Genomic DNA, 17523 nt, shown 5'->3' on the forward strand with positions numbered 1-17523 from the left:
GCGCTGTGCCGCTCCCGCGTTGCCGCGCCCAGCCTTGCTGCCTCCGCATCCCCTCCGGGATGCGGAACCCCCTCCTCCCCGCACATCCCCCCTCCCGCCTGAATCGCCCTGCGCTTGCCGCAGAGCAGCGTTGTCTTGCCGCAAACCCTTGTCCAGCCCGTCTGTTGCAGGATTACAAGTCCTTACAACTGACACAGAATCGGGATTTTTTTTGGCCCATGACCACTCCATAATCCAGTCATCCACTCATCAACGACAACAGAACAACTAGAGAGGTCATCATGGAAACCAATACCAACACCCCGCAAAACCTGAACGCCAACCACAACGCCGTGAGCCAGTCTTCCGCACCCGCTTCATCGGGCCGGATTCATCCGCTGGTGGCCGGTGCTTCGGTGGCCGTGATCCTGGTCAGCCTGATCGGCGTGGCCGCCATGACGGGCCTGTTGCCCAGCTCCAAGAGCGCCAATTCCCCGCAGCAGGTCGCGGCCATGGAACAGGCCGGCCAGCCGGTCCAGAACCAGCAGCCGCTGGTGCAGCAGCAAGCCCCGCAATCGACCTCCTACCGGCCACAGCCAGGCGCCTACCCGGCCCAGGCAGCAGCCCCGGTGGCCCAGCGCGCCTCGGCCGTCTGCAGCAGCTGCGGTGAAGTGATCGGCGTGCGTACCGTGCGCCACAGCGTACCGACCAGCGGCGTGGGCATTGCCGGTGGCGCCGTGGTCGGCGGCCTGCTGGGCAACCAGATCGGCGGCGGTACCGGCCGTACCCTGGCCACCATCGCCGGCGCCGTCGGCGGCGGTTATGCCGGCAACGAAGTGGAAAAGAACGTGCGCACCACCACCAGCTACGTCGTCGACGTGCGCATGGACAATGGCAAGACCCGCAGCTTCCCGCAAACCAGCGAAAACTGGCGTGTCGGCGACCAGGTGCGCGTGGTCAATGGCCACCTGGAAGGTCGCGGCTGAGCCCGGCACGGCAGCAAACCGGCCCGGCCCTTGTCCGGCAGCAGCAAAAGCCCTTCGAGTGGTCTCGAAGGGCTTTTTCGTTGTTTCCTCCCTCCAGGGAGGGGCCGGCTATGTGTATTTGGTGCTGGATATGAAGATTTGTGCACCGATTGCGCCTTTACAACGTTATCCTGTCGTCAGATTGTCATATTCCTGCCGAATGGCACGCCACGCCACCCTCTTCCGGCGAACCTGGGAACGCAATTGATAAACGCTGGCAACATTTCGCCGAGGCAGTTAGACTTTTGTCAAAAGTCATCCGCCTGGACGCAGCGGAGTTGGTAGCCGGGAAACAGAACGCTCAAGCGTCGGCCCGCTTACTCGTACTGAACGGGGGGCGAACGATTCGCCAGGGCGCGCCAAAAGGCGCGAAAAGCGTTTGAAGATTTATGGACTCACTGTCATCCACACATAGCATCGGCACTGCAAGCGCAGCGGCCGAACCGGCCGACCAGCGGCACACCGAAGAACGACATGGCGGTCCCCACAAGGACCATGCAGTCATCCTGCTGCACGGGCTGTGCGGTTCACACCTGGAAATGGGTTCCATCCCCAAGCAGCTCAAGAAAGCCGGCTGTACCGTCATCGCCCTGAACATCGAGAACTACTCCGCTTCGCTGACCAATCCGCGCGTCTCCCCCGATTGGGAAGCCTGGTGCGCCGTGGTCGAGAGCCGGGTAGCGCGCCTGAAGGAAGAATTCCGCACCGTCTCGCTGTGCGGCCTGTCCATGGGCGCCACGCTGGCCCTGGCGGTGGCAGCCCGCAGCAAGGAATTGCTGTCGGTGGTGCTGCTCTCGCCCGTGCTGCAATACGACGGCTGGTCCGTGCCCTGGTACTGGAAGCTGCTCACCGTGGTCTACGACATGGGCGTGCGCAACTGGTCCTACAAGGAAAGCGAACCCTACGGCATCAAGAATTACGAAATGCGCCGCCGCGTGGCCGCCGCCCTGGAAAAGGATGGCGTGGCCGCCGTCGGCGCCGCCTCCATCCCGGCGCGCCACCTGCGTGCGGCCCTGCGCATGATTGCCTTCGTGCGCCAATCGCTGCAGCTGGTGCGCACCGATACCCTGATCATTCACTCCATCGACGACGAGACCGCCTCCCCGCGCAACGCCGAGATGATCCAGCAGCAGATCAATGCGGAAGTGCGCAAGGTGGTCTGGCTGGGGGATTGTTATCACATCATCACCGTGGACAATGAACGCGAGATCGTCACCAATGAAACCGTGATGTTCATCAAGCGCAGCATCGAGATCCACGGCAACGAGATGAGCCGCAAGTATCTCGGGCATTCTTCGCCGCTCAAAGACAGACGCGGCTGAATTGACGTGAAGAAACAACGGCAGTAAGCCTTTTGACAGACAGCATTCTTAACATGAGCCTATTGCGCCGCAGCGCAATGTGAACCAAGATGGATACGACGCGCCCCCATTCCAAAACCATCATGAGCCTGATCCGACTCAAGAATGCCAAGAGCTGGCGCCCGCAGGGGTTCCGGCCCGTCTACGTGAGTACCTTCGGCTTCGTGGCGGCGTTCGGGCTGCGCTATGCGCTGGCGCCGTTTGTCGAAGAATCGCTGTCGATGCTGTTTTTTGCCGTCAATTGCATCGTGATGAGCTATCTGTTCGGCTACCTGTATTCGCTGGGCCTGCTGGCCATCAGCATCCCGACGGCCATGTTCTTCTTCCGCAAGCCCTACTACACGATGGATGGCCTGAACGACAAAGACCTGTTCCTGATCCTGGTCTATACCGTCATCGTGGCGACCGCCTCCCTCATCATTGAATGGCTGCAACGCGAGCGCTACGCCGCGGTGCTGCAGCAGCGCGTGTCGGAAACCCGCTATCGCCTGCTCATCGAATCCGACCAGGCACGCCGCGCCGAGTACGCCAGGCAGTTCGAAAGCACGGCCAGCGACGGCGCCTGATCCGGCCAACCCATCCCGCCAGCCTGCGCCGTCCGTGCGCAGGCACCACCCCATCAGGAAGCCCCTGATAGCCCTCCTGGCGCAGCTCTCCTAAGATGGCTCCATCCCAGCAAGGAGGCCGCCATGACCCAGACCCATCACCTGCCCCGCATCCTCGTCATCGACGGCGATCTGGATGCCATCGAAACCGCCCGCTTTGCCCTCTGGCGCAGCCAGTTACCCTGCCAGTTCAACTGGTTTGACGATGCCGAGCTGGCCAATGCATCGCTGCTCACGCAGGCGCTGTGCCACAGCAAGGACCTGCCCGACCTGATCCTGCTGGATCCGCGCAGCTGCTTCGGCGCAGAAGGGTATGAATTGCTGCGCACCCTGTGCGTCTACCAGGAACTGGCGCAGATTCCGCTAGTGCTCTTCACGGCAGCGCCCATGTCGACCGATTTCGCCCAGGAGCAGGACAGCCGCATCTGGTATGCCGCCAAGCCCGCCCGTGCGGCCGACTACATGAATGTGGTCACGCACTGCGTACGGCAGCGCCTGCATCACCCCGCCACGCTCTGAGCCCGCAAGCTGCGCCGCACGATTCCCGCCAGGCGCCGGATCAGCGGACCGAACTGCTCCGGCGAGGTGTTGCCGTAACCGATCACCAGCCCGTTGTGGCATCCCTGCGCCTGTCCCTCTGAAAACGACGACAGCGCGCCCACATTCATGCCCGCCGCCCGCGCCGCCGTACTGACGGCGCTATCCGGACAACCCGGTGGCAGCCGCAGCGTCAGGTGCAGGCCGCTCTCACCGCCTTGCACCTCCAGGTCCGGCAGGTGCGTCTGCAAGGCCGTGCGCAAGGCCTGCTGACGCTCGCGATAAAGCCGCCGCATGCGCCCCAGGTGGCGCGCGAACTGTCCCCCGGCCATGAACTCGGCCAGCGCCAATTGCTCCAGGCGGTGTCCGCCGCGCAGCAGCTCGGCCAGCGCCGGCCCGGCGCCCTCCCCGACTGACGCCGGCAAAACCAGGAAACCGATGCGCAAGCCCGGGAACAGCGTCTTGCTGAAGGTCCCCACATACAGCACCGGCGCATCCGGCACCAGCCCCTGCACGGCCGGGATCGGATGGCCGTGATGGCGAAATTCGCTGTCGTAATCGTCCTCGATGATCCAGCAGCCGTGTTCACGAGCCCGCGCAATGAGCGCCAGGCGGCGCGCCAGCGACAGCACCGCGCCGGTCGGATACTGGTGCGAAGGCGTCACATGGATCAGCTGCGGCGGCCAGCGCCAGGCCCGCGGGTCAATGACGACGCCCTCGTGGTCGACCGGCATGGAACGCATCTTCATATCGCCTGCATGGAAGGCGGCGCGCACCCCGCCATAGCCCGGATCTTCCAGCCAAGCGCGCTCACCAGGGTTGGCGAAGAGCCGCACGCACAGCGACAGCGCCCCCTGGGAACCCTCGGTCACCACCACCTGGGCGGCCTCGCAGCGCACCCCGCGCGCCACCCGCAGGTATTGCGCGATGGCCTCACGCAGGGCAGGTTCTCCCAGCGGATCGCCATAGGCCAGCGCCATCGGGCCCGTTCGCTTGAGGGCGCGCTCCTGGCAACGCAGCCAGGCATTCAACGGAAAGCGATTCAACGCCGGCATGCCGGGTGTGAGCGGCAAGGCACGGTCGCCGGCATCCCGCGTGGGTTTCATGGTGCTGACGCGGCGCGACTGGCGCTGGCTGCTACTGCGTGGTGATGGGAGTTCCGTGCCGGCCATGGCGGGCGCGGCCTGCAGCGTGGCCACCCGCGTGCCTTGCCGGTCTGCCTGGGCGTAGCCTTCTGCCACCAGTTGCTCGTAGACCGCCAGCACGGTATTGCGTGCCACCTGCAACTGCTCGCACAGGCTGCGGGTGGAAGGCAGGCGGCTACCAGGCGGCAACTGGCCGCCCAGGATGGCGCGTTTGAAGCGCGCCAGCAATTGCTGCTGGCGCGAGGACGCGCCGGGCCTGGCATCGAGCGGGGAAGACAGCAGGGAAAGAGGCATCGGCAAGGACTTTCGTGGCTCCATCAAATCGACGTCGTGTGGCACTTTTGATGATGCCACGAAAACGCTATCGTGCCAGCTCCTGACCTTCCTGAACATGACCATGACCGATCTGCAGCCAGCCCGCCTCAACGAATATCAGCAACCCGTGGGACCCGCCCTGCCCGGCTGGCAGCCATGTGCGCGCCCCGCAGGCCAGACCCTGCGAGGCCGCAGCTGCCGGCTGGAGCGGCTCGATGCCGCCCGCCATGCCGCTCAGTTGCACGCCGCCTTTGCCACCGCGCCGGATGGCCGTGACTGGACCTACATGATGAGCGGCCCCTTCCCGGACGCCGCCAGCTACCGCCACCAGGCCGAGCAGATGCAGGCCGCCCAGGACCCGCTGCACCATGCCGTGATCGACCTGGCCAGTGGCGAAGCGGTCGGCACCCTGGCGCTCATGCGCATCGAACCGGCGCACGGCGTGATCGAGGTCGGGCATGTCTCCTTCTCACCTCGCCTCAAACGCAGCCGCATGGCCACCGAGGCGCACTACCTGCTGATGCGCCATGTCTTCGACGATCTCGGCTATCGCCGTTATGAATGGAAGTGCGACAGCCTCAATGCGCCCTCACGTGCAGCGGCGCAGCGCCTGGGCTTCAGCTTCGAGGGCATTTTCCGCCAGGCCATCGTCTACCGTGGGCGCGGCCGCGATACGGCGTGGTTCTCCATCATCGACCAAGAATGGCCAGCGCTGCGGCAGGCGTTCGAGCGATGGCTGGACGATAGCAATTTCGATGCACAGGGACAGCAGCGCCAGTCACTTTCCGCTCTCACGCGCGCAGCACTCACTGGCGAGCACGCGGTGTCTTCAACTGCTTGAGTTCCCAGAGCGCCTCCAGCACATGGCGTGTGGCCGGCTCCAGGTGGCTGGCACGGTGCGCGATGCCCAGGGGCCGCCACAGCGCGGGCCGCAGCGGCCGCATGACGATGCGCGGATCCAGCGGCAACTGCTCGCCCCGGGCGCTGGCCTCATGCGGCAACAGGGTGGCACCGTAACCGGCGGCCACCAGGCTCTTGATGGCATCATTGAAATTGAGCTGGATGCGCGCGGCCGGTTGTTCACCGGCGCCCGCGAACCATTCACTGGTCAGGCGCGAGAGGCGCGTCTCGGGCGCATTGAGGATCAGCGGCTGCGCGGCCAGCCAGCCCGGTGTGACCAGCCGGGGCGCCTGCCAGGCCGCCGGCAGGAAGGCCATCACCGGATCGCGCCGCCAGGGTTTTACGCTCACACCGCCCACGGGCGACTGCGGCAGCGCCACCAGGCCGACGTCAAGCACGCCCTCGGTCAGTTGCGACAGGGTCTCCTGCGAGGTCAGGATGTGGATCTGCACGTCGATATCGGGATGGCGCTGGCCCAGCCGCTCCAGTACTTGCGGCAGCAGCGTGGCAATGGCCCCGGTGGAAGCGCCCAGCCGCACCCGTCCGGCCAGCCCCTGCACCTGCCGCCCCACTTCTTCCAGCGCCTGGTCGGCCGCTGCCAGCAATTGGCGGGCGCGCGCAATCAGGGTGGCGCCGATGCCCGAAGGGCGCACCTGGGTGCGCTGGCGCAGCAGCAGCGGTGCGCCGATGCGCTCTTCCAGCTCGCTGATGTGCAGGCTCACCGTAGGCGGCGCCAGGTGCAGCTCGCGCGCAGCAGCGGCAAAGGAACCGAGGTCGGCGATGGCGACCAGGGTACGCAGGCGGTCCAGGCTCAATTCACGCATTGCATGGCTCCCGTGAGAAAAATCGACATTCAGGAAAACTGAACGATCTCTTTGTGATATTCAACTTTTCCAATTATACGATCGGGTTCAACATGCAGGTCTTCGACAAGCGCCGGCCGTTTTTCCTCGGCGCCCTTTCCTGCACTGGAGCAACCCGTGAGCACTCTTCCCCTGATCTTCATCGATGGCGACCAAGGCACCACCGGCCTGCAGATCCACGAACGCCTGCGCGGCCGCGACGACCTGCGCGTGCTGACCCTGCCGGCCGCCGAACGCAAGGATGCACGCCGCCGCGCCGAGGCCATCAACAGCGCCGACATCGCCCTGCTGTGCCTGCCGGATGCCGCCGCGCGCGAAGCCATCACCTTGATCGAGAACCCCAAGGTGCGCGTGATCGATGCCAGCTCGGCCCATCGCACCAGTGCCGGCTGGGTCTATGGCTTCCCCGAACTGTCGGCAGAACAGCCGCAAGCCATTGCCCATGCACAGCGCGTGACCAATCCGGGCTGCTACCCGACCGGCGCCATTGCCCTGCTGCGTCCGCTGGTCCAGGCCGGGCTGGTGCCGGCCGATTATCCGCTGGCCATCCATGCGGTCTCCGGCTATTCCGGGGGCGGACGTGCCCAGGTCGAGCAGTACGAAGGTCCAGAGGCCGCGCAAGCCGCGCCCTTCGTGCTCTACGGACTGGGCCTGGCGCACAAGCATCCGCCGGAGATGCAACTGCACGCCGGCCTGTCGCAGCGCCCGGTCTTCGTGCCCAGCTATGGCGCGTTCCGCCAAGGCATCGTGCTGTCCATCTCCCTGCAGACGCGCCTGCTGCCGGCCCACGCCACGCTGGAGACCCTGCGCGCCGCGCTGCAGGCGCATTACGCCGGTGCGCCTTACGTCACGGTGCTGGATGCGCAACAAAGCGCGGACACCGCCCGGCTCGACCCGACCCGCCACAATGACAGCAACGACATGACGCTGGGCGTCTTCGGCAATGCGCAAGAAGGCCACATCCTGCTGTGCGCCGTCTTCGACAACCTCGGCAAGGGTGCCTCCGGTGCCGCCGTGCAGAACCTGGACCTCATGCTGGGCGCGCGCTGACTCGCATAGAAACGCCAAGCTCATCAGCACTGACCCCTGACAGGCGGGCGCTGTCCACAAGACAGCGCCCGCCGTCAAGCATACGGCTCGTAAATTGCGGTAAAGGACTGAAGTAGCGCAAGGCAGGAAAGCGCAGGCTGTGGCATGATGGCACTTCGATTTCCCACCCAACCAGCCGGTGGCGGCCGCCCCCTCAGCAGTGATTGCCGCCCCCGCTTCGAAGCGATGTCCACCACCTTAGGCTCTATCGCGTGCAAGTATCTTGACGCGACCATCAAACTGACTCCCGTATTGCGTACCGATGGCAAATGGACGGCCTTCGTCCATATCGACCTGCCGGACCGTACCACGCATGAGTTCGGTGATTTCAAACCGGGCAATTCCAAGATGGAAACCCTGCAGAATGCCGTCACGGCGGCCGAGCAATACGTGCGCGAGCGCAAGAAAAAGTAAGTTTTTCCGCCCCGTATGGGCTTCATGAAAAACGGCCTGCATCGCTGCAGGCCGCCAGATGAGCTTCACCGGGCAGTCGCTCAGTTCATCTTCACGCCAGCCGCCTCGCTTTCCTTATAGATCGCATCGATCAGATCCTGGCCCACGCGCGCGGCCATGCTCTTGTGCACCGGCAGCAGTGCACGCCGCCATTCGGCTTTTTCTTCCTCGGTGAGCGTATAGACCCGGGTCTTGCCGCTGGCCTTGATGGCCGCCAGGGCATCGTCATTTTCCTTCTGGGCGATGGTGTTGGCGTAGACCGTCGCCTCCTTCATGGCGGCCTCCAGCTGCGTGCGCACGTCCGCCGGCAGGGCCTCCCAGAACTTCTTGTTCACGATCACCGCATACCCGATGTAGCCGTGATCCGAGACCGTCAGGTTCGATTGCACCTCATGCATCTTCTGGGTATAGACGTTGGAGGGCGTATTCTCGCTGCCATCGACCACCCCGGTCTGCATGGCCTGGTACACCTCGGAAAACGCCAGCACCTGCGGATTGGCCTTGAGTGCGCGGAACTGTTCATCGAGCACCTTGGAGGACTGGATACGCATCTTCAAGGCACGGAAGTCCGTGACCTTGTGCAACGGGCGGTTGGCCGTCATCACCTTCATGCCGTTATCCCAGTAGGCCAGGCCCTTGATCCCCCGGCTCTCCAGCCGCTCGAACAAGCCCTGCCCGACCGGTCCTTCGGTTACCCGTTTCAATACCGCCTTGTTGGGGAAGATGTAGGGCAGGTCGAACACCTCGAACTCCTTGGCGCCCAGCGGTCCGAACTTGGCCAGCGAAGGCGCCAGCATCTGGACCGATCCCAGCTGCAGGGCTTCCAGCTCTTCCTTGTCCTTGTAGAGCGTGCTGTTGGGATAGACCTCGACCTTCACGCGGCCATTGGTGGCCTTCTCGGCCAGTTCCTTGAAGCGTTCCGCGCCCTTGCCCTTGGGCGTGTCATTGGCCACCACGTGGCTGAACTTGATGACGATGCTCTGCTGGGCCAGCGCGGGCGTGGCTGAGAGGCCCAGCGTGGCGAAGGCGCAGGCGGTCAGTGCCGCCCGCATTGTGATGATGGTCATGGATGTCTCCTCCGGGGGTGAAGCCAGAAGCCGATGACCTCGGCTTCCGGCGTTAGAACACGATCAGGTCACGCAGGCCCTCCCCGCTGTGCAGGCGGTCGAAGCCGCGATTGATGTCGGCCAGCGCCAGTCTCTCGCCCATGAGCTTGTCCACCGGCAGCTTGCCGGCCTGGTACAGGCCGATGTAGCGCGGGATGTCGCGCACCGGCACGCAGGAGCCGATGTAGCTGCCTTTGACGGTCCGCTCCTCGGCCACCAGGCTGACCTGCTGCAGGGCCCAGTTCTGGTTCGGGGCCGGCAGGCCGGCGGTGACTGTCATGCCGCCGCGCCGGGTCATGCGATAGGCGGCCTCCATGGCCTGCACCGACCCGGCCATCTCGAAGGCGTAATCGACGCCACCCTTGGTGAGCGCCTTGACCTTCTCCACCGCATCCGGATCACGGGCATTGACGGTGGCCGTGGCACCCAGTGCGCGTGCCACTTCCAGCTTGCTGTCGTGGAGGTCCACCGCGATCACCTCGCGCGCCCCCGAAGCCAGTGCGCCCAGCATGGTGCACAGGCCCACGCCGCCCAGTCCCAGCACGGCGGCCGTGGTCCCGGCCTTGACCTCGGCCGTATTGACTGCTGCGCCCACGCCGGTGAGCACGGCACAGCCGAACAGGGCCGCCTGCACGGGGTCGATGTCAGCGTCGATCTTCACGCAGGAACGGCGCGAGACCACCGCGTGATCGGCAAAGGCCGATACCCCCATGTGATGGTGCACGGGCTGCGCCCGATCGCGCAGACGGCGCTGGCCGGTCAGCAATTCACCCACGGTATTGGTGGCCGCACCCGGTTCGCACAGCGCCGGCCGCCCTTCCATGCAAGGCAGGCAGTGGCCGCAGCTGGGCACGAAGACCAGCACCACCAGGTCACCGGCGCGCAGGTCGGTCACGCCGCTGCCGACCTCGACCACTTCGGCCGAGGCCTCGTGGCCCAGTGCCATGGGCACCGGACGCGGACGCACGCCGGTGATGACCGACAGGTCCGAGTGGCACAGGCCGGCGGCCTTCATCTTGACCAGCACTTCACCGGGGCCGGGCGGATCGAGATCGAGCTCCTCGATCTTCAGCGGCGGGCTCACCGCGAACGGGTGGGCCTCGGTCACTTCGCGCAGTACGGCGGCTTGGATTTTCATGGTGTCGTCTCCCTCCTGGTTGGAAAACGCCTAGATTACACGACCGCCATCGACCGGTACTTCCATCCCGGTCAAGAAATGCGATGCGTCAGTGGCCAAAAATACCGCCACGTTGGCCACATCGGTGGCTTCGCACATGCGGCCCAGCGGAATGGTGGAGATGAAGCGGGCGCGATTTTCCGGGGTATCCGGCATGCCCATGAATTGCTCCAGCAGGCCGGTGGCGCCCATGACCGGGCAGATGGCGTTGACGCGAATGCGGTCCGGCGCCAGTTCCACCGCCATTGACTTGGAGAGCATGTTGACCGCGCCCTTGGAGCTGTTGTACCAGGTCAGCCCCGGACGGGGCCGGATGCCGGCCACCGAACCGACATTGAGGATCACCCCGCCGCGCCCCGGCTCGCGCTGGTTGCGCTCACGCAAGAGCGGCACCACGGCATGCGTCATGTGGAAAATGGATTTGACGTTGATGGCGAAGACCCGATCGAAAGTCTGCTCATCCACCTGCAGCATGGGCTGGTTGCGGTGGGTGGCACCGGCATTGTTGACCACGATGTCGGGAATGCCGAACCGCTCCACGCACAGGCGCACCGCGGACTGCACGGCGGCCGCGCTGGTGACGTCGCAGGTGGCGGCGACGGCCTTGGGGCCGAGCTGCGCAGCCAGCGCCTGTGCACCTTCGCCATTGATGTCAGCGATCAGGACGCTGGCGCCTTCGCGCACATAAGCACGGGCGATTTCCGCGCCGAATCCGCCGGCCGCGCCGGTGACGATGGCGACCTTGCCTGCAAGTTGCGACATGCGATTCTCCTTACTTGAAATAGTGGACGATGGTCTTGGTGGTGCTCATCTCTTCCAGCGCCAGCAAGCCCTTCTCGCGGCCATGGCCGCTCTTCTTGACGCCACCGAAAGGCAGCTCCACGCCCCCGCCCGCGCCATAGCAATTGATGAAGACCTGCCCCGACAGCACTCGCTGCGCCAGGCGCGCCTGGCGGCCGCCGTTCTCGGTCCAGATGCCCGCCGCCAGTCCGTATTCGGTGGCATTGGCCAGGGCGATCGCATCTTCTTCGTCGCTGAAGGACATGGCCGAGAGCACCGGCCCGAACACTTCGCGGCAGGCCAGCTTGTGATCGCGCGGCACGCGTCCGAACAGCGTGGGCCGCACGAAATAGCCGTCCCCGGGAATGCCCTCTCCCAGCGCGCCCTGGGCCAGGACCGGCACGCCGGAGGCGATGGCTTCATCGATGAAGCCCTGTACCCGGTCGCGCTGCTTGCGATTGACGATGGGGCCGCAATCCAGGTCCATCTCGGGCGTGCCGACCCGCACCTGCGCAAAACGCTCGGCCACGCGCGCCACGAATTGATCGTAAATCGTTTCCTGGACCAGCAGGCGGCTGCCTGCGGAGCAGGTCTGGCCCGCGTTCTGGGTGATGGCCTTGACGATGACCGGCACCGCCTTGTCCAGGTCGACGTCGTCGAAGACGATCTGCGGCGACTTGCCGCCGAGCTCCAGCACACACGGAATATGATTCTTGGCCGTGGCCTCCTGCACCATCACCCCCACTTCCGGCGAGCCGGTGAAGGTGGCGAAGTCGATGCCCGGATGCGCAGTCAGGGCAGCACCGGCCTCATGGCCGAAGCCGGTGACCAGGTTCAGCGCGCCGGGCGGGAAGCCCGCCTCCAGCGCCAGTTCAGCCAGCTTGATACCGGACAGGCAGGCGTCTTCCGAGGGCTTGAGCACGGTGGCATTGCCCATCGCCAAGGCCGGCGCCAGCGAGCGTCCGAACATCTGCGCCGGATAGTTCCAGGGAATGATGTGCGCCGTCACGCCGTGCGGCACGCGTACCAGGCTGACGTTGTAGCCCTCCAGATAGGGGATGGTCTCGCCGTGGATCTTGTCGGCGGCACTGCCGTAGAACTCGAAGTAACGCGCCACCACCTTGACGTCATTGCGCGCCACGGTGATGGGCTTGCCGGTATCGCGCGCTTCCAGTTGCGCGATTTCCTCGGCATGCGCCAGGATCAGCTCGCCCAGGCGCATCAGCAGGCGTCCGCGCTCGGTGGCCGTCAGACGGCCCCAGTCGCCATACAACGCGCGTCGCGCCGCTGAGACCGCCAGGTCGATATCGGCCTTGCCGCCGCGCGAGATCTGGGTGAACACCTTGGCATGGCTGGGATCGATCACGTCGATGGCCTGGCCATCTTGAGCCGCCTGCCAGCGGCCATCGATCAACAGGGTCTTGGGGGAACTCATGGCGTCTTCCTCAAATGGGTAAGCAGACCGCCGATACCCGGCCTGCGTTGTAGAAAAAAATTCTTCAATGGGCCAGGATTGGTTCGCCGTTGGCGACCAGTTCGCCGCGTTCCAGCATCAGGGTGGCATCAGGCAGGTCGCGCAAGAGGCTGCGATTGGATTCGGTCACCACCACGCAGACCTGGCTGTCGATCTCGCGCAGGCGGCGCAGGGATTCACCGTATTGCGTGGCCAGTACCGGCGCCAGGCCCTGGAAGGGTTCATCCAGCAGCACCAGGCGGGTGCCAGCCATGAGCGCGCGTCCCAGCGCGGCGATCTTGCCCTGTCCTCCGGAAAGCGCCGCACCCGAACGCGGCAACATCTCCTTGAGCTGCGGCACTACCTCCACCGCCTTCTGCAGGCGGCGGTCGGTCTCGGACCGGGACAGCCCCAGCACGTCGCAAGGCAGGCGCAGGTTGTCTTCCACGCTCAGGGTCGGGAACATCACCCGGTCTTCCGGTGCATAGCCGATGCCCAGCGCTGCGCGGCCATGGGCGGGCACGCTGGCCAGGTCCTGCCCGGCAAAGTGGATGCTGCCTTCCTGCAAAGGCAGCAAGCCCATGATGGCGCGCAGCAAGGTGGTCTTGCCGGCGCCGTTGCGGCCGACCACGGCCAGCAGTGCACCGGCCTCGAAATCGGTCTCGATCTGGCGCAGCACGGTGATGCCGGCGATGCGTGCGCTGATGCGATGGATCTTCAGCATCTCATTCCTCTATGACGTTGCGGCGGATCTCGGGATTGCCCAATACCTCGGCCGGCTGGCCATCGGCTGCGATGCGCCCGGAGATCCAGGCGGCCACGCGGGTGGCGTAGCGGGTGACGATGTCGACATCGTGTTCCACGAAGATGGAGGTGATCTTCTGCTCGTCCAGCACGCGCATGATGATGGCCATGAGTCCGTGCTTCTCTTCGGTGGAGACACCGCTGGTCGGTTCATCCATGATCAGCAGCTTGGGTTGCAGCACCAGGGCCATGGCGATGTCGAGCAGCTTGCGCTGGCCTTCGGGCAGCAAGGCGCACAGATCATCGGCACGCTGGCGCAGGCCGACCAGTTCCAGGATACGGTCGATCTCGCTGTCCGGCAGCACCCGCGCCAGCGGGGTCCACAGCCGCAAGACGCCGCTACGGCCGGCGGCCGCCAGGCGGATGCAGTCGCGCACCGTATGCTCCAGGAACAGCTGCGGCAACTGGAAGGAGCGGCCAATGCCGCGCTGGACGATGGCACGCGGCGCCATGCGGGTGATGTCGCGGCCATCGAAATGGACGCTGCCGCCGGTGGGCCGGATGAAGCCAGTGCAGATGTTGATGAAAGTGGTCTTGCCGGCACCGTTCTGCCCGATCACGGCCAGGCGTTCGCCCTGCTGCAATTCGAAATCGATGCTGTCGGCCACCACCACGCCGCCGAAGGCCAGCTGCAGGCCACGGGTCTGCAATAACGCGCTCATGGACGCAGCTCCTTGATGACGGCAGCGCTGGCATCAGCCTTGTCCCCGGCCACTGCCACCGGCTTGGCCTTGCGGAACAACAGGCCCGACAGCCCGCCAGGAATGAAGAACACCAGCCCGATCAACACCAGCCCCAGCACCATCTGCCAGGCACCGGTGAAGAGCGCAGCCGAATACAGCTTGACGAACTCGAACACCACCGCCCCCAGGAAGGCCCCCACCGGATGGCCCACGCCGCCGAGGATGGAGATGAAGACGATCTCGCCCGAGCGCACCCAATAGCCCATCTCGGGCGTGACCAGCCCCTGCATCAGCGCAAACATCGCTCCGGACAATCCGCACAGCGCCGCCGAGAACACATAGCCGATCCACAGAGCCCGGTTGGCCGAGAGGCCGAGGTATTCGAGCCGGGTCTCATTGGTCTTGACCGCCGCCAGGGCCTGCCCCGCAATGGACTGCTGATAGCGCTGCACCAGCAGGGCCACGATGACCGAGAGCAGCACCGAGACGATCAGCAAGCCGGTCTCGAATCCATCGCGATCCAGTTGCAGGCCGAAGAAGGTCGAGCGCGTCAGGCGGATGCCGTCGGTGCCGCCGGTCCAGCTGTAGAACTTGCCGAGGATGGAAAACAGCACCATCGACAAGGCCAGGTTGAGCATGCCGAAGAAGATCGCACGGTAACGCACCACGAACAGCCCGATCAGCATGCCCATGACGGCGCCGCACAGCGTGCCGGCCAGCAGCAGCACGGCACTGTCCAACTGCGGCACCGCACGCGCCAGGAAGGCCGCGACGTAGCCGGCCGCACACGCATACATGGCATGCCCGAAGGACAGCTGCCCGGCACGAATCAGAATCGACACGCCCAGTGCCGCCACCCCGAAGCTGGCCGCGATCACCACCGGCGTCTTCAGCCACGGCAAGGCCAGCGGTGCAGCCAGGGCCAGCAGCGCCAGCACCAGGCCGGCAAGATTGGCGCGCGTCATCACACCCTCCTCGCCTGGGCCACGGAGAACAGTCCTTGCGGACGGAACAGCAGCACCAGCACCATGATCAGGTAAGGCACCAGCACCTCCAGTTCAGGTTGCAGATACACCGAGAACGAACGCGCCAGGCCGATCAGCAGCGCGGTCACCAGCGTGCCCTCGATCTGTCCCAGCCCGGCGGTGGCCACCACGGCGAAGGACAGCACGATCATTTCAGCCCCCACCCCCGGCACCAGCGAGGTCGTGGGTGAAGCCAGCGCACCGCCCAGCGCACCCAGCATGGACCCGGCCACGAAAGTGAGCAGGCAGATGCGCTTGGCATCGATGCCCATGGCGGTGGCCACCTCGCGGTGATGCGCCACCGCCACGATCTGGCGCCCGGTGCGGCTGGAACGCAGGAACCAGCGCAGCCCCACGAACACCACCAGCGCCACGCCCGGCAAGACCATCAACTGGTAGCGCGTATAGGTGATGCCCAGGATCTCGGCCACTCCCAGATAGGTGACGATGTCCGAGACGAAGTAAGGCTGGGCGCCCCAGATCATGCGTTGCAGGTCTTCGAAGATCATGAAGGCGGCAAAGGTCACCAGCAGTTGCAGGATCTGCTCCTTCTCATAAAGCCGGCGCAGCAGCAGCACTTCCATGACGCTGCCCAGCACGGCCCCGATCACCAGTGCCGCCACCACCAGCCACAGGAAGGACCAGGCCGGCGAGAGCCCGTGTGCGGCCGCCCACAGGCCCAGGGTGGCGGCGAAGTAGCCGCCGAAGGCATACAGGCTGCCATGCGCCATGTTGAGGATGCGCATGACGCCAAACACCAGCGTCATGCCCAGCGCCACCAGGAACAGCAGCGCAGCGTAGGAGATGCCATCCAGCACCGCCAGCAGGAACAATTCCTGATTCATGATCGTCGTCCGTCCCGCGTCAGTTCACGGCAGGAAAGGTCTTGATGCGCGAGTCCTTGAGCAACTCGGGCTTGACCGTCTTGACCCAGTCCACCGACTTCTGGCCGACTGGCGCGATGGCCATCTCGGCCGGATAGATTTCGATCTTGTCGAGGATGGGGAACGGGTAGCCCGCCACCTTTTTGGTCGTGCCCAGCAGCTGGTCTTCCAGGCCCTGGCCATCCTCGCGGATGGTGACCTGGTCGGTCAGGCCACGGAAACTCAGGCCATGCATGGCCTCGGCCAGTTGCTCGGTGCTCGGCCACTGTCCCTTGTTGGCCTTGATCGCCTTGTCGTAACCGGCCACCAGCCCGTCGAGCGCCTGGATCATGTGATAGACCGAATAGATGGGATAGGCGCCGGTCCTGGCCTTGAACTTGTCGACGAAGCCCTTGAGCTTGGGATCATCCTTCAACACCGGATGCAGGAAGTAATGGTCGCCCCGCGCACCGATGATGACGCCATCGGGCAGGGTCGTGCCCAGGCGTTCCAGCGAGCTTTCCGCCAGCGGCAGCACGAACAGCGAGGACTTGATCAGCCCGCGCTGGGCCGACTGGCGCACGAAGGTATCGAGGTCGCCGCCCCAGGAGGTCGAAAGGATCACGTCCGGACGCAGGGCTTGCAGGCGGCTGATCTCGGTGGAGAAATCGGAGGCGCCGAACTTGGGGAACAGCTCGGCCACCACTTTCACGTCCGGCTTGAGCACCTTGAGTGTGTGCGAGAACAGCTCCCAGGAATCGCGGCCCCAGGCGTAATCCTGGTTGACCACGGCGATGGTCTTGAAATTGGGTTTCTGGCGCAGCAGGTACAGGACGCTGGCCACCATCTCGGTGGTGGCATTGGCCTGCGTGCGCACCACGTACTTGTAGCGGCGGTCTTCCAGCACCTTCTCGGTACCGCAATCCCACAGGATGTTGAGCACCTTCAGATCCTCGGCCACCGGGGCCAGGATGTTGCAGTTGCCGCTGGAGATGGAGCCCAGCATCACCTTGACCTTTTCTTCCTGCACCACGCGGCGGTATTCGGAGAGCATCTTGTCACCTCCCACGCCCTCATCGATGAAGGTCGGCACCACCTTCACGCCGTTGATGCCACCCTTGGCGTTGAGGTCTTCCAGGTACAGTTCGGCCGCCTGCTTGGCCGGCACGCCGAATACCGAGGCCGGTCCCGAGGTGAAGGTGGTGATGCCGATCTTCAGTTCGGACGGCTTGGCCTGGGCCGCTGCGCCCTGGGCGAATGCCAGCGCCGATGCGGCGGCCAGCAGGGTGCTGATGATTTTCTTGTTGAACATGTCTCTCCTCCTGTTGATGGAACCTGCCGCGCCCCGCTGCGGCCTGTG

18 protein-coding genes are annotated in these 17523 nt (G+C 65.0%); 7 read left to right on the forward strand and 11 right to left on the reverse strand.

Translation table 11 applies throughout. The features are described from left to right. Positions 1-281: 281 nt before the first annotated feature. The 4 genes from ACLRDN_RS14890 (at position 282) to ACLRDN_RS14905 (ending at position 3489) form a co-directional block, all read left to right on the forward strand. Positions 282-965 (forward strand): glycine zipper 2TM domain-containing protein, encoded by a 684-nt coding sequence (locus tag ACLRDN_RS14890; protein ID WP_413456909.1) that lies wholly within the window; start codon positions 282-284, stop codon positions 963-965. 428 nt (positions 966-1393) lie between these two features. Next, complete coding sequence (locus ACLRDN_RS14895; protein ID WP_413456910.1) at positions 1394-2326, forward strand: alpha/beta hydrolase; 933 nt, start codon at positions 1394-1396, stop codon at positions 2324-2326. 122 nt (positions 2327-2448) lie between these two features. Continuing rightward, a complete protein-coding gene (locus tag ACLRDN_RS14900; RefSeq protein WP_413456911.1) occupies positions 2449-2931 on the forward strand; it encodes a DUF4118 domain-containing protein in 483 nt (160 codons plus the stop codon). Positions 2932-3054: 123 nt separating this feature from the next. Further along, positions 3055-3489 carry a histidine kinase gene (locus ACLRDN_RS14905; RefSeq protein ID WP_413456912.1) on the forward strand — a complete coding sequence of 145 codons (435 nt, stop codon included), beginning with the start codon at positions 3055-3057 and terminating at the stop codon, positions 3487-3489. Here ACLRDN_RS14905 and ACLRDN_RS14910 read toward each other — a convergent pair. Then, positions 3471-4946: a PLP-dependent aminotransferase family protein gene (locus ACLRDN_RS14910; protein ID WP_413456913.1), complete on the reverse strand. Its 1476-nt coding sequence runs from the start codon at positions 4944-4946 to the stop codon at positions 3471-3473. The genes ACLRDN_RS14905 and ACLRDN_RS14910 overlap by 19 nt on opposite strands. A gap of 103 nt (positions 4947-5049) precedes the next feature. Here ACLRDN_RS14910 and ACLRDN_RS14915 point away from each other — a divergent pair, with 103 nt between their 5' ends. Next, complete coding sequence (locus ACLRDN_RS14915; RefSeq protein WP_413456914.1) at positions 5050-5808, forward strand: GNAT family N-acetyltransferase; 759 nt, start codon at positions 5050-5052, stop codon at positions 5806-5808. On the opposite strand, the gene ACLRDN_RS14920 is transcribed toward ACLRDN_RS14915, so the two are convergent. Further along, positions 5774-6691: a LysR family transcriptional regulator gene (locus ACLRDN_RS14920; RefSeq protein WP_413456915.1), complete on the reverse strand. Its 918-nt coding sequence runs from the start codon at positions 6689-6691 to the stop codon at positions 5774-5776. The genes ACLRDN_RS14915 and ACLRDN_RS14920 overlap by 35 nt on opposite strands. A gap of 156 nt (positions 6692-6847) precedes the next feature. On the opposite strand from ACLRDN_RS14920, the gene argC reads away from it, so the two are divergent. Both argC and ACLRDN_RS14930 read left to right on the forward strand, forming a co-directional pair. After that, positions 6848-7780 carry an N-acetyl-gamma-glutamyl-phosphate reductase gene (argC, locus tag ACLRDN_RS14925; RefSeq protein WP_413456916.1) on the forward strand — a complete coding sequence of 311 codons (933 nt, stop codon included), beginning with the start codon at positions 6848-6850 and terminating at the stop codon, positions 7778-7780. 144 nt (positions 7781-7924) lie between these two features. Beyond that, positions 7925-8233, forward strand: a complete 309-nt coding sequence (locus ACLRDN_RS14930; protein WP_413456917.1) for a hypothetical protein — start codon at positions 7925-7927, stop codon at positions 8231-8233. An 80-nt stretch (positions 8234-8313) separates the two neighbouring features. Here ACLRDN_RS14930 and ACLRDN_RS14935 read toward each other — a convergent pair whose 3' ends face one another. From ACLRDN_RS14935 to ACLRDN_RS14975, 9 genes are all read right to left on the reverse strand, one after another. Next, positions 8314-9339 (reverse strand): TRAP transporter substrate-binding protein, encoded by a 1026-nt coding sequence (locus ACLRDN_RS14935; protein WP_413456918.1) that lies wholly within the window; start codon positions 9337-9339, stop codon positions 8314-8316. Between the two features lie 52 nt (positions 9340-9391). Next, positions 9392-10516 carry a zinc-dependent alcohol dehydrogenase family protein gene (locus ACLRDN_RS14940; protein WP_413456919.1) on the reverse strand — a complete coding sequence of 375 codons (1125 nt, stop codon included), beginning with the start codon at positions 10514-10516 and terminating at the stop codon, positions 9392-9394. A gap of 30 nt (positions 10517-10546) precedes the next feature. Beyond that, positions 10547-11317 (reverse strand): SDR family oxidoreductase, encoded by a 771-nt coding sequence (locus tag ACLRDN_RS14945; protein ID WP_413456920.1) that lies wholly within the window; start codon positions 11315-11317, stop codon positions 10547-10549. A gap of 10 nt (positions 11318-11327) precedes the next feature. Then, positions 11328-12770, reverse strand: coding sequence for an aldehyde dehydrogenase family protein (locus tag ACLRDN_RS14950; RefSeq protein ID WP_413456921.1), 1443 nt, complete (start codon positions 12768-12770; stop codon positions 11328-11330). A 64-nt stretch (positions 12771-12834) separates the two neighbouring features. Continuing rightward, positions 12835-13512, reverse strand: coding sequence for an ABC transporter ATP-binding protein (locus tag ACLRDN_RS14955; protein ID WP_413456922.1), 678 nt, complete (start codon positions 13510-13512; stop codon positions 12835-12837). Between the two features lies 1 nt (position 13513). Next, the gene (locus tag ACLRDN_RS14960; RefSeq protein WP_413456923.1) at positions 13514-14254 is read right to left on the reverse strand and encodes an ABC transporter ATP-binding protein; all 741 of its coding nucleotides are present in this window, start codon (positions 14252-14254) and stop codon (positions 13514-13516) included. Beyond that, positions 14251-15240, reverse strand: a complete 990-nt coding sequence (locus ACLRDN_RS14965) for a branched-chain amino acid ABC transporter permease (RefSeq protein ID WP_413456924.1) — start codon at positions 15238-15240, stop codon at positions 14251-14253. Before ACLRDN_RS14965 ends, ACLRDN_RS14960 begins: the two co-directional genes overlap by 4 nt. Beyond that, positions 15240-16145, reverse strand: coding sequence for a branched-chain amino acid ABC transporter permease (locus ACLRDN_RS14970; RefSeq protein ID WP_413456925.1), 906 nt, complete (start codon positions 16143-16145; stop codon positions 15240-15242). The genes ACLRDN_RS14965 and ACLRDN_RS14970 overlap by 1 nt, the downstream gene beginning before the upstream one ends. Positions 16146-16164: 19 nt before the next feature. Then, positions 16165-17475, reverse strand: coding sequence for an ABC transporter substrate-binding protein (locus tag ACLRDN_RS14975; RefSeq protein WP_413456926.1), 1311 nt, complete (start codon positions 17473-17475; stop codon positions 16165-16167). Positions 17476-17523: the final 48 nt, after the last annotated feature.

The sequence above is a fragment of the Herbaspirillum huttiense genome (assembly GCF_047300815.1).
In the GTDB taxonomy this organism is placed as follows: domain Bacteria; phylum Pseudomonadota; class Gammaproteobacteria; order Burkholderiales; family Burkholderiaceae_D; genus Herbaspirillum; species Herbaspirillum huttiense_A.